This is a genomic window from Escherichia sp. F1 (assembly GCF_046764225.1).
Taxonomy (GTDB): Bacteria; Pseudomonadota; Gammaproteobacteria; order Enterobacterales; family Enterobacteriaceae; genus Escherichia; species Escherichia coli.
This window is the reverse complement of record NZ_CP177202.1, coordinates 2,971,957-2,984,775: the sequence shown is the minus strand read 5'-3', so window position 1 is coordinate 2,984,775 and position 12,819 is coordinate 2,971,957. Positions and strand designations below refer to the sequence as shown.

Here is a 12,819-nt window from a genome sequence, read left to right as displayed (position 1 = left end):
AAAGAATTAATTATCAGGACACTTTTATGAAATCTCTTGCTGAATTTCACTTGAAAAATAATGCGGTAATGGGGGTATATAACAACCGTACCCTACCTTCTTCTTATCACGATGCTATCACCGAATATAAAGCCGTTCGTGAAAACGCGCTGCTGGTGGACTATTCTCACCTCTCTATTGTTAGCGTCATGGGCGATGATGCCTGGGCGCTGATCAACCAGCTGGTTTCCGCAGATGTCTCCATCATTCGTGATGAGCAGGCAATCTACTCACTGGTGTTGAATGAAGAGGGCACCATTCGCGGAGACGTCTATGTGCTGTGCAGCATCGACGGTTATTACCTGCTGTCTGAAGATATTTCGGCTGCCGAACTGATCGCCAGCATGAATACCATTCTCGAAAAAGCGGAAGAACTGGATATTCAATCGCTGCCTGAAATTCAGGATATGCGGGAAAACAACTGGGGGGCAATCCTGCTCGAAGGCCCATACTCCTGGGAGATCATGTCTGAAATTCATGGCTTTGACGTGATTGGCCTGCCTTACTACGAATACATGAATACCGATGAGGATCTGCTGATCTTCCGCTGTGGTAAACACGGTGAGTATGCATACATGACCATCGGTGAGCAGGCGAAACTGGCGGAGCAGTGGGAAAAACTGTTAACCGTCGGCGAGAAATACCTGATGCAGACCGGCGGCCTGGATTATCAAAAAATCGTACGCCTCGAAAATCCATGCTGGGATGCCAGCCTGTGGGAAGGTCAGGCAGTGAATCCGGTTCAGTTGCAGATGCAGTGGGCGGTGCAGTACGACAAAGATGATTTTATTGGCAAGGGCGCGGTGACAGAGCTTTCCCAGGAGTATACCGGTAATAAACTCATCGGCATGATCGCTCAGGAAGAATGCGAAGGCATTGAGGCTGGCGATCGCGTGCTGGTGGAAGGTCAAGACGTGGGTTATGTCGTGAAAGCGGTATTTTCCCCGGCATTGCAGCGTTTCATTGCCCTGACCCTGCTGGAAAAGGATTACGCCTGGTCTGATATCAGCGGCTACGAAATTCAAACTGCCCACGGAATTATTCCGGCGCAATCAAAATGTATGCCGTTTATTTATAACCTGAGCATGTTGGTTAGCCCAACTGAGCACAGTTATATCGACGCGTCAAAAAATAAAAGCGCAGCGTAATGAATATCGCCGCGTGACCATAGCTTACGCGGCTTAAATTAACCCCAATTGGCGGGATAGCCAGGTATTATTCATGAAAACGAACAGGAAAAGAGTTGTTATTACCGGGCTGGGGATTTTGTCCTCACTGGCGGAAAATATTCAGGATTTCCGGGAAGCATTATTAAATAAAAAAAATGGCGTTAAGGATAGCGAACGCTTTGCAAAATGGTTTGAAAATGCGCGTGCGGCAGAAGTGTTGCATGACATTGAGTACTCCGATCTGAACGATGATGTTATCGATTCACTGGATAACGCAGCGCTCTGGGCCTACAAAGTGGGTAAAGATGCGCTGAGTCAGGCCGGCCTGATGGATAGCCGTGACACCCTCAAAGAAACAGGCATGATCGTCGGTGTTTCGTCCGCGGGAACAGAGGCATTTTTGCCGCTGTTCGAACAGCGCATGGAAGATTTCTCGCTGCGTAAAGCACTCTTTTCCGGCGCATTCTCATCCTGTTGTTCCAGCGTTTCAACGCTGCTGGGCTTACAGGGTGGGGTTGAACTGGTGGCGACCGCGTGTACCGCCAGCCCGAACGCCGTGGGGATGGCCTTTGACTACATCCAGAATGGTAAAAGCAAAACCATGCTGGCAGTGGGCACTGAGCCCATCTATCTGCCGACCTTTGCCGGATTCTACGCACTGAATGTCATGCATCCAGACACTTGTACGCCGTTCTCGGGTCAGTCCGGTATGTCGATTGGTGAAGGTGCGGGCGCTATCGTGCTGGAAGAGTATGAGCATGCCGTAGCCCGTGGGGCGACCATTTATGGTGAGATCCTCTCTTACGCCACTTCCTGCGATGCTTTCCATGAAACCGGGCCAGATCCGCGTGCCAGCGGAGCGGTGCAGGTCATGAACAAGGCAATGGCAAATGCGGGCGTAACCCCAGAGCAAATCGATTACGTCAACGCGCACGGTACAGGTACCGAAGCCAATGACCGTATCGAAACGCTGGCAATGAAAAAGGTCTTCGCTAACCACGATAAACTGCTGGTGAGCTCCACCAAATCTTACTTTGGCCACAACATTGGCGCAGCGGGGATTGTGGAACTGATTGCCTGTCTGGCAACACTGCCGGACAACCGCGTACTGCCGACGCTGAATTTCAGCCAGGCACGCCCGAATTGCGATCTGGACTATGTGCCGAATGAATTTCGCGATCGCAAAGTGAACATCTTCATGAAGAATAACTATGCCTTCGGCGGCAACAATTGCTGCATGATCCTGAGCATGGAGCCCGCGTCCATTCCGGTCAGTACCTATGATTCGAAGCGTGTGGCTATCTCGGGCGTCGGTGCAGTATCCGCAATTGGCCACACGCTCAACCAGGTTCTGGAAAACATCTGGGCGCAGGACCACCACGTTGAACTGGGTAGCGTAACCTTCCCGGACGATACGCTGGAAGAAGCCAAAGAGCTGCTGGCCGTGCTGGATGAATCAAACCAGTTTGCCGAGCTGTTTGATGAAGAGTACAGCTTCAGCGACGCTACGCTTCCGGAAACGGCAAGCAACTTCAAAACGTTCCAGGTTTCCGGGCTGGAGCCGCGTAAACACCTGCGTCGTTTTGACCCGCGTAAAGCGACCCGTGGCGGCACGTTTGCCCTGATCGCACTCACCGAAGCGCTGGAACAGGCGAAGCGTAAAATCAAACGCGACGGCGATGAGCTGGGCATGATCATGGGGATGTCCCGTGGTCCGCAGGAAACCACCTACAAATATCTGCAAAGCCTGAAACCCGATCCACGCAAAGTACGTACGTCGGAATTTCCTGGCTCGCTGATGAATGCGATCCCAACGTTCTGCGGGATCTCTGAAGGGATCAAAGGGTATACCACTACGCTTGCGACAGGGGAAAACTCGGCGCTGGGCGCGCTGACCTACGGTTATGAAATCGTCCGGCAGAACCTGCAACCGCAGGTATTAGTTGGCGGCGCGGATGAGTACTTCCCGTCTATGTCGCTGTATATGGATGCGGTGACGCAAAAGATCCACATGACGGCTGAGGCGTGTGACTATCAGATTTACGGTAAAGATCCGCAGGGCTATGTTCCGGGCGAAGGTGCCTGCATGCTGCTGTTGGAAGATCCGCAGTTGGCTGCGGCGCGTGGCGTTGAGGTTCTCGCGGAAGTGGTGGGCTACGGCAAGTCATGTAGCAATACCTACTTCGACGCCTCATTGTTGGAAGAAAAATCCGCGTCGATGGCGCTGGCCATTGAACGCGCCCTTACCCATGCGGGCATCTCTGCTGGCGATATTGATTTGGTATGTGGTACCAGCAACGGTAGCGATGACCATTCTCGTATCGAAATTGACGCGATCTATAACACCTTCGCCGCGCAAAACCCGGCGGTGCCGGTAGTGAACTACAACGCTTGCTTTGGTTTTGTCGCCTCTGCCGCTGGTTTGCTTAACCTCGCCGTGATTACTGACTGCATTAAGAAGCAGGCAGTACCTGCGATTCCAAATACGGTGGAATTCTTTGATGAGCGTGTGAATTTTGTACGCCAGTCGATGAAACTTGCGCTGAACCATGTCCTGCTTGTTGGCGCAACGGAAGGCGGCAACTACTACGCGTTCGTCATTAAGGGATAAGACTGTGGACAATGCCGCTATTATTTCGGGTTACAGCGTGTGGATGCCGTATGCCGAAGACTGTTCGCAGTTAATTGACAATCTGAAACAGGGGAAACGCGTTGCGCGTACACCCTGGTTTACCTCCAACGAGGAAGCCATTAAATGCGGGTTTAAGGGTAATCCGTCAGTGGCGACGTTGAAACAGGTGGACGATAGCGCATTGGACCTGCTGTCTCAGTTGATCGACGAAGCCCTGGAACAGGCAATGCTGGATAAGCATTGCCTGGCCGGGCGCAACGTTCGCGTTTACCTGACCGGTATTGGGCCGCGTATCGACGGGTTGGATTACAAATCTTTCTATAATTACAACGATGTAGAAGATATCAACTTAACGCAATCCATCACAAATCTGCATGCCTCAAAGATGTCGCAGGACACGATCTCAAGCCATCTTGCGCGCAAATATCGCTTGCAGTATTTGCCGCCTAACATGAACTGCACCAGTAACTCGTCACTGACTGCGGTGCATCTGGCGACGCAGGGCATTGAGCAGGGCGGGATTGATCTCGCGATTGTGCTGAACTGTTCGAAAATTAAAACCCAGGACATCTGGTTCCTGGAAACTCAATCGATGCTGGACAGCGAACAGGTTCAGCCGTTTGGTGAAAACAGTAAAGGTGTGGCGTTCGCAGAAGGTTTTAGCGCGCTCCTACTGGAAAGCGCTCATCACCGCCGGGCGCGTCAACAAAGTGAGGGCGTAAGGGTGCAAACGACTTACACCCAAATCAGCGCGGGCCGCAGCAACGATGCCTCCTGGCTTAGCACTAACGTGCACAAGGTCATGCAGGCCGCGATGAAGCAGGCTGAAATTGCGCTGGATGATCTTGCAGCCATTCTTCCACACGGCAACGGTTCGGCAGTGAGCGATAACGCGGAAGCCAAAGCCATCATCATGTTCGCAGGGGAGCGGCAGATCCCCGTTCTCGCCTATAAAGGGCAGATCGGCTATACCGCAACCGGATCTGGTGTTGTCGATCTGATCATTGGCCACCATTCGTTGACGCATCACCAACTGATCGCACCTGTTGGCAACGACGTCATTATCGACAGCATGGCTTCGCTGGTACTTACGGACGGCAGCGTGACAAACCATAGCAAACGCCATTTGCTGAAGGTTGGTGTGGGTGTCGATGGTTCAGTTATTGGCGTTGTCATGACAAATATGCAAGCGGGGCGCGCGAAATGACGGAAAAGAGTATCTACCTGTCTTCCTGGGCGCTTACGGAACCGGACGACATTTTTTATTTTTATCAGCCGACCTGGCTCAACGCCTGGGAAGCACATATGTACGAAAGAGGATTATACGGCACCCGTGCTAATGGCTGGGGGCTGAAGCGCTTTGGCGTGGAGAACGATATTTATGCGCCAGAACGGATCCGTAATCCGCAATATATGCCTTACCTTGAGGCGATGGAGCAGGTAACCGATTCTGCATTACAACAAATGCCGACTAAAGAGCGCATGAAGTTAATGAAATCGCGCACGGCATTTATTTATGCCGATTCCTGGGGCGAATCCGGTCCGTTTGAAAAAATTTCCAGTGCGCTGCATATCGCCACTATTGATACGCTTCCCAAGAATTTACTTAAGAAGTTTTCGATAACGGAGCCGACTTGCAAAATTCGTGGCGAAAAACAGGCATTCGTTCAGGCGCTGCGTATGGCGCAGGATTATCTCGCCTGGGATGTATTCGATAACGTGGTTATTTGCGCTGCCTATCGGGCAATTCCGGTACTGGTATTCTCTGAAGAGGATATGGGTAAACCGCCTAAGCGTTTATTCCCCCGTCGCGCTGATGAGGTGAATTTATCTGTTGAACGAGTGGGTTGTTTTATTCTCAGCCAGCGTGAGAGCGCCATCAGGCTGCAATGCGGGGAATATCATTCCGGCACTTCGCCACAGCATGCTACGGATATTGATGTCATGGCCTTCAGCGAACGGCGACAAATGCCGTCCCGGCCTGCTGCTGGCGTTATCGACCTGGTAGCCCATTACGGAGAAAGCGGTTGTCTGACGCCCGCGCTGAGTATGGATTATTTAACCCGTCATATTCAGCCCGGTGGAAAAATGCGTACGGTCATTGCCGATAAACAGTTTGGTTATCACTACTTTGACCTTGAATACCTTGAAGGATAACGACAGTCGTATGCAATCTACTATTAAATCGTTGCCCGCTATTTCGCTTAGCAACATTTACAAGTGTTATGGTGCCGGGGCAGGAAAGGTTGATGCGCTTAAAAGCATTAATCTTGATATCAATAAAGGCGAATTTCTCGCACTGTGTGGGCCGTCAGGCAGTGGTAAAAGTACTCTGTTGAATATTCTCTCGGGTATTGATAAACCGACCAGCGGAACGGTGATATTTTTAAATAAATTACTGAACCAACTGCCGGAAGAGCAGTTAGCTGTGATTCGTGGAAAACATCTGGGTTTTATTTTTCAGTTTTTTAATCTTATGCCGGTATTAAATGTTTTCGATAACGTTTATTTCCCACTGGTGCTTAATGGCCAGTTCAGTAAAAAAGAAGCCACTGAACGGACGCTGCATTATCTCGATAGCGTCGGATTAAGCGGTTTTGGCGATCGCAAACCTGGGCAATTATCGGGCGGTCAACAACAGCGTGTCGCCATCGCCAGGGCACTGGCCCACGAACCGATGGTGGTCATTGCCGATGAACCAACGGGAAATTTAGACCTGGCAACCGGCGAGGCTATTTTGGACCTGCTGTTGACGATTAATCAGCAGACCGGCACCACATTTGTTATTTCCACGCACTCCAGCGAATTAAAAGCGCGGGCACGGCGAGTGGTTGAAATTCAGGATGGAGTATTGATTCATGACTCAGATGCATAAAGGATTTTTGTTCATCGGCGTCTTTTTGTATGCGGCATTTTTGGCCCCGAAGATTTACGCGGCAACTCCCGACGCCGTTAACCAGGTTCTGCAACAAGGGCTTCCGGCGCAGCCTGCCGCGCTGGCGACGCTGACCGAAGCGTTAAAGAAAGAGTATGAAGCCAGGCACAATGTGGTGGCGCTGGTTTTTTACGCCTATGGCTTACTGCGTCAGGCGGACGGTTATGCGGCAACAAACGATTTTATCCATGCCTCAGAATACGCAAAAAGCGGCTTTTTCTGGCTGGATGAAGCGGTGGATTTGCAGGAGAAAAATCAACGCGTACGTTATTTACGTGCCCGCGTAGATGCCTATTTACCCGCAGATTCAGGGCGTTGCGTGGTGACAGTCCAAGACACCGAGCACATGCTGGCTGACCCGGCGATATGGGCGACAACGATTCGCGACCATATTCTGGCGATGCGTTATCGTGCATTACGTCACTGCAAGGACACCACCCGCGCGAATGCGTTGTTGGCGCAAATTAAAGGGCAAAACGCCGCGCTTGCGCAGTCGCTGACGCAGAATTTTAATGTTGTACCAGAATGGGATAGTGAAGAGTTAACCCAGGTACTGCTGCCGCTGATGAAAGGTGAGTAAATGTCCGGGGAAATTTTAGCTGTTAATTGCGTTCTCCTGCTGATTCTGTTTTTTGTGTTTTATCAGCTTCTGTTTTATTCACGAGATGTCAAATTTGCATTTTTGAATCTCTTTCGCCACAAGCGTCGCTCTTTTTCTACTATAACTGCCATTGTATTGGGCGGCGTGGCAATTTTTTTATATGGCGGATTTATTGATTACTCTTTCTGGATCCTGAAAGAGCAGACGATTCGTACCAATATTGGTCATGTACAGATTTACAATCAGCACTATTTTGAAACGTCGAATAAAAATAAGAGCCTGATTGCCGATTATGCGGCGTTAAAGAAAGCTATTTTGTCGGACCCGACGCTGGCGACAGATATTTCCACGCTCTCCGGGCAACTTGAGTTTACTGGCGTAATTTCACATTACGAGAGCGAAACCTCCAGCTATTTCTCTGCGCTGGGTGTCGAGCCGTTACCCGCTTTAAAGCTGGGATCGTTCGATAAGATTATCGCGGGGAGCGATCTTTCCCGGGTAAAAGGTGATGAAATCACCCTGGGCAGCGGCCTGGCGAAAACGTTGAATGCGAAATACGACGACTGGCTGGATGTGATGGTCGTCAACACGGCGGGCGGGCAGGGCGCATTGTCGCTAAAACTGCGTGGCATTTTTGAGTCAGGCATTAAAGATTATGACGATGTCGCGATGAAGATCCCGCTGGACACTGCGCAGCGCATGATGGGTACGGATGGCGTCAGCAAAGTGCTTATTCTGCTTAAAGAGGATGACACCGCGGCGTTTAGCGCGAAGCTGCGTCAGTTTATAGAACGCAATCATTTGCCGCTGGTGGTCAAAGACTGGCGTGATGTTTCACTCTTTTATCAACAGGTTGAGGGGTTACTGTCGGGGATCTATTTCTTCATCAAGCTGATTGTTGCGCTGATTGTCATCTTCATGATCGGCAATTCGATGGCAATGAACATTGTTGAGCGCACCCGTGAAATAACCACTCTGCGTGCCATAGGTCTGAAGCCTCTTCATGTCACGCGCTTGTTTCTGACGGAAGGTATTTTTATTGGTGTGATTGGCGCAGTCGGTAGCCTGATGGTGGGGGGCGTGCTAGCCTGGATTATTAATCTTTATGGTATTGCGATGCCGCCATCGCCTGGACAAACCATCGGCTATACCGCCTTTATAAAAACCAGTAACCCGGAATTGATTTGGGTGACGGTGGTATTACCCATTTTGACAGCAACAGGAGCCTCTGTGTTACCGGCTTTACGTGCTTCCCGGCTGAATATTTCTGACGCATTTAAATTCTCGTAGGACTGATTATGAATATGGCTTTTTACGGCAAGTGGTTTGCTTGCCTGTGGCTCGCTACGTCGTGCGTTCAGGCGGCGAGCACAGATAATAAGGCGCTGGAGATAATTCGTCGCGCTGACGAAATTCGTTCGCCGAATAAACCGTTTCGTTACACGCTGACGGTAACGGAATATAAAGCGGGCGCAACCCAGCTAGAGAATAAACAGATCCTCGATATTTCCATGCGTTTTATGAAACCGCAGGGTAATGAAAAAGCGGATGCACGCTCGCTGGTGCGTTTTATTTATCCGCCGCGAGACAAAGGAAAAATCATGCTTTCCGACTGGTACGATTTATGGTTTTACACGCCGGAATTGCGACGTCCGATGCCTATTTCACGGCAACAAAGATTAATTGGGCAAATCTCTAATGGCGATGTCATTGTCACTAACTTTGAATATGCCTATGACTCGACCCTGGTGGGGGAAGTCTCTTGTGCTGAAAAGCAGTGTTACAAGCTCGCGCTGGTGCGTAAATCGGCGGATATCACCTGGCCGAAGGTTATCTATTACGTTGAAAAAGACGGTGATAATCGCCCGTGGAAGGCGGCCTATTATTCGCAGGATGACCAGTTAATAAAAGAAGTGTTGTATCAGGATTTCCAGCCGGTGCTGGGGAAAACGCGACCCATGAAAATAACCGTTACCGATGTCCGTCACGGCAATAACTATTCAGTGATGGAGTACAGCGATGTTCGTCTGGAATCGCTGCCAGAGTTTCATTTCACCAAAGAGTATATTCAGCGAGGTGCGAAATGAAACGCACGCTGAAGATCTCTTCGTTGCTGTGTGTTGCGCTGCCGTTGACGGTACAGGCGGATTGCCTGTCAGGTGACGAGGTGGCACAAAACAGCGATGTGACGCTCTACGAGCAGGTGTCTTATGTCAATAAACAGGCTTCGGCCTGGCAGATTGCAGGCAAAAATCCCTACACTCGTCACAACGGTTATCAGGAGGCGGGGATTGGCATCAACAGTGGCTGTTCGATAATCGACAATACGCTGGACCTTAAGCTCAATCTGTATGGAATAAACGAATATGCGCTTAAACCCGCAGGGAAATTCGAAACGGATGATAGCCGCACGCGTGCGTTAATTAACCGCCTCAGTCTGGTCTATAGCGCTTCGGACAGCGTTCAATTTGAAGCAGGCAAATTTGCCGCGCCGTCAGGAATGTTCTTTTTGCGTTCGCCTTCTGATTTGCAAACGCATTATTACACCGGATTCCAGTCGACGCGTTTGCACGATCCCAAAATGACATCGGCGTATCAGGCGTCATCGTGGGGCGCAAAAATGAGCGTGGATACACGCGATTATGCGTTTTCGGCGAGCGTCATACCGAAGTTAGCCACCATCGACAAACGCTATGTGACGTCTGGCAACTGGTCGGCTAATCAGCAGGGAAACAGCGATGAAGCCTATCTGCTGAGCTACAGCGATCATCGCTTTGGTGAGCACACGCCGACAGTCAATGTGCGGCTCGGGCCATCGCCGTCACTCGCGCTGTCTGACAGTTATCACTACACCCCGCAGCTTACGCTGAATGTCGACGCAGCCTACCACCGCTCCCAGCAATGGCGGCATCTTTCCCACCGTGAGACGGCGCAGGTCGAGGAATATCAGTTTCCGGATTCGCTCTATGAAACGAAAGATGAAAGCGGCGTGGAGCTGGCCCTGGGTGGGCAGTACACCAGTGATAATTTCAGCGTGTTTGGCGTTGAGTATTACTTTCAGAGCGAGGGTTATTCGCGCGCTGAACAGCGTCAGCAGCGTGAGTTAATTGACTTCCTCAATACCACAACCGGCTATGCGCCACTGGATCAGGCATTTGATTCTTACAAATACCTGATGGCTTCAGAAATCAGCAATACCGCCAATCAGGGGATGCTGCAGGGTAAGCACTATCTGAACGCCTGGGCCAGTCTGCCGCTGGCGGGAGAGTCGACGCTGCAGCCTTCGCTGGTGGTCAATCTCGTTGATGGCAGCACGTTGCTGGGCCTGCATTATTCCACGCCGCTCAGCGCTATCAGTAACCAGCTTGAAGCCTATGCTGGTGGCTATAGCGCGCTGGGAAGCCGGTACTCCGAATTTGCGCTTTTTGGCGACACGTTAGGCCTTTATTTGGGCTTTAAATACTATCTATAAGGATAAAGAGATGATGAATAATGCTTCACAACCGACAGTACTGCTTTTTGCCGGTCAGGGTAATCCGGTTATTGGCATGGGCAGCGATCTTTGGGATCTCAATGCCAGTACAAAACATATCTGGGATTGTGCCAGCGATATTTCCGGGCTGAACCTGCGTCGCCTGTGTCAGAAAGGGCCGATGAATCGCCTTATTCAAACGACGGTACAACAACTGGCGGTGACCGCAATTAATGTAACGCTCTATACCCTGTGCCGTGAGCGTCTTGAGAATTTAACGGTTGTGGGCTCCTGCGGACACAGCGTTGGTGAATACAGTGCGCTCTACGCCGCCGGAGCTATTTCTCTTGAGACGCTATTTGGCATGATTCACTTCAGAGCCAGCCTGATGCATGACGAAAGCCAGAGAAATAAAGGCGCAATGCTGGCGGTTAAAGGCATCAACCGCGAACAACTGCAGACGATGATTACGGAATCAGGCATTGCGCTGGATATTAGCTGTGATAACACGCCGCGCCAGCAGGTTATTGGGGGAACGCAGGCGGCGTTGAATGAATTTGCCACGCTGCTGATGGCCGCTGGATACGAACCGGTTAAACTCGGTGTGAGCGGTGCCTGGCACACGCGTTTGATGGAAGACGGCGTTCAGGCAATGCGCGATTATCTTGCCGGACTGGATATCGCTTCACCAGAGCATCAGGTTCTGATGAACGTAACAGCAAAAAGCGAGGTCGCTCCGTCAATTATCAAAGAAAATCTCTCATTACACTTAACTCATACGGTGAAATGGACTGAATCTCTCGATACATTTCTGAATATGCCAACCCCTGTAGCTTTCCTTGAAATAAGTAATAAGCCTTATTTGGGGAATATGTTAAATGATTTTGCTGGCGTGGATCAGCAACGAGTTATGCATTGTCGTAAAGCATTTAGTGATGCGAAGGTATTCAAATGATTCCTGATTATTTAACTTTTATTCGCTTTCAGGATAAACGAAATCTGATATACATTTATGCTATTGGACTAATTCTGATAGGCTTTTATTGGAAAAATGCAGGGTTTACTTTTCCATCTGAGGATATTGGTGTCGTTAGTGGGATTCTGGCCCTGGTGCTGTATAATTTTATTTTTGATCTCAAGGCGTACTGGGCTTATAAATGCGTCACGAAGAATATCGATTTTTCGTGGTTTAAGAAAAAGCAGAACCACAAAATAGAATTATTTCTTACGCAACCTCTGGTGGCAGGATTTCTATCGCTAATCATGTTGAGTGCAATGAGTTGGGGGCTATACCAGCTTCTACCCGCGTTATATGCGCTGTTCCTGATTTCGTTACTTGGGCCGTTGGTTATCTTTCTGCTGTTTCGGATGATCCGCACCAGTTATGTCAAGCAGGTCGCTATTTCAGTGGCGAAAAAGGTAAAATATAAAAGTCTGACTCGCTATGTGCTGCTTTCGGTGTGCATCTCAACGGTTGTTAACCTGCTTACTATCAGCCCGTTGCGTAACAGTAATTCTTTTGTGACAGAGGGGCAGTGGTTAACGTTTAAATCGATAATTGCATTGCTCATTCTTTGTGGCGTAGTGTTGGCGATTAATCTGTTTTTTCTGCGCTTCTCCAAGCGGTACGCTTTTCTGGGCAGGCTTTTTTTGCAGGAAATTGATCTGTTTTTCTCCAGTGAAAATGCGTTGTCGACCTTTTTTGCCAAGCCGCTTTGGCTTCGGTTATTCATATTGCTGGTTATTGAAGTGATGTGGATTACGCTGGTGTCGGTATTGGCAACGCTTGTGGAATGGCGGATTTGGTTTGAAGCCTATTTTTTACTCTGCTATGTACCATGCTTAATTTACTATTTTTTCCATTGTCGATTCCTCTGGCATAACGATTTTATGATGGCATGTGACATGTATTTTCGTTGGGGGCATTTTAATAAGTGAGGAAGTGATAGGAAGTGTCCAGATAATACATAT

11 protein-coding genes are annotated in these 12,819 nt (G+C 49.7%); all 11 read left to right on the top strand.

Going from position 1 to position 12,819, the window contains the following annotated elements; genetic code table 11:
- The first annotated feature begins 26 nt into the window (after positions 1-26).
- A complete protein-coding gene (locus ACK8NJ_RS14630) occupies positions 27-1,187 on the top strand; it encodes an aminomethyltransferase family protein (RefSeq protein WP_247840610.1) in 1,161 nt (386 codons plus the stop codon).
- Positions 1,188-1,260: 73 nt separating this feature from the next.
- Positions 1,261-3,819: a beta-ketoacyl-[acyl-carrier-protein] synthase family protein gene (locus ACK8NJ_RS14625; protein WP_096930587.1), complete on the top strand. Its 2,559-nt coding sequence runs from the start codon at positions 1,261-1,263 to the stop codon at positions 3,817-3,819.
- Between the two features lie 4 nt (positions 3,820-3,823).
- Positions 3,824-5,047: a beta-ketoacyl synthase gene (locus ACK8NJ_RS14620; protein ID WP_115429373.1), complete on the top strand. Its 1,224-nt coding sequence runs from the start codon at positions 3,824-3,826 to the stop codon at positions 5,045-5,047.
- Positions 5,044-5,997, top strand: a complete 954-nt coding sequence (locus ACK8NJ_RS14615) for an ATP-binding protein (RefSeq protein ID WP_411961740.1) — start codon at positions 5,044-5,046, stop codon at positions 5,995-5,997. The genes ACK8NJ_RS14620 and ACK8NJ_RS14615 overlap by 4 nt, the downstream gene beginning before the upstream one ends.
- Before the next feature lie 10 nt (positions 5,998-6,007).
- Positions 6,008-6,715, top strand: coding sequence for an ABC transporter ATP-binding protein (locus ACK8NJ_RS14610; protein ID WP_001192027.1), 708 nt, complete (start codon positions 6,008-6,010; stop codon positions 6,713-6,715).
- Positions 6,699-7,355: a hypothetical protein gene (locus ACK8NJ_RS14605; protein ID WP_000192884.1), complete on the top strand. Its 657-nt coding sequence runs from the start codon at positions 6,699-6,701 to the stop codon at positions 7,353-7,355. Before ACK8NJ_RS14610 ends, ACK8NJ_RS14605 begins: the two co-directional genes overlap by 17 nt.
- A complete protein-coding gene (locus tag ACK8NJ_RS14600) occupies positions 7,356-8,666 on the top strand; it encodes an ABC transporter permease (protein ID WP_000012260.1) in 1,311 nt (436 codons plus the stop codon).
- Positions 8,667-8,674: 8 nt separating this feature from the next.
- Entirely contained in the window at positions 8,675-9,463 is a 789-nt protein-coding gene (locus ACK8NJ_RS14595; protein ID WP_001055488.1) for an outer membrane lipoprotein-sorting protein, read from the top strand.
- Complete coding sequence (locus tag ACK8NJ_RS14590) at positions 9,460-10,848, top strand: hypothetical protein (RefSeq protein WP_115429371.1); 1,389 nt, start codon at positions 9,460-9,462, stop codon at positions 10,846-10,848. The genes ACK8NJ_RS14595 and ACK8NJ_RS14590 overlap by 4 nt, the downstream gene beginning before the upstream one ends.
- A 13-nt stretch (positions 10,849-10,861) precedes the next feature.
- Positions 10,862-11,803 (top strand): ACP S-malonyltransferase, encoded by a 942-nt coding sequence (locus ACK8NJ_RS14585; protein WP_001389577.1) that lies wholly within the window; start codon positions 10,862-10,864, stop codon positions 11,801-11,803.
- Complete coding sequence (gene ycdU / locus ACK8NJ_RS14580; protein WP_411961739.1) at positions 11,800-12,786, top strand: protein YcdU; 987 nt, start codon at positions 11,800-11,802, stop codon at positions 12,784-12,786. The genes ACK8NJ_RS14585 and ycdU overlap by 4 nt, the downstream gene beginning before the upstream one ends.
- Positions 12,787-12,819 lie beyond the last annotated feature (33 nt).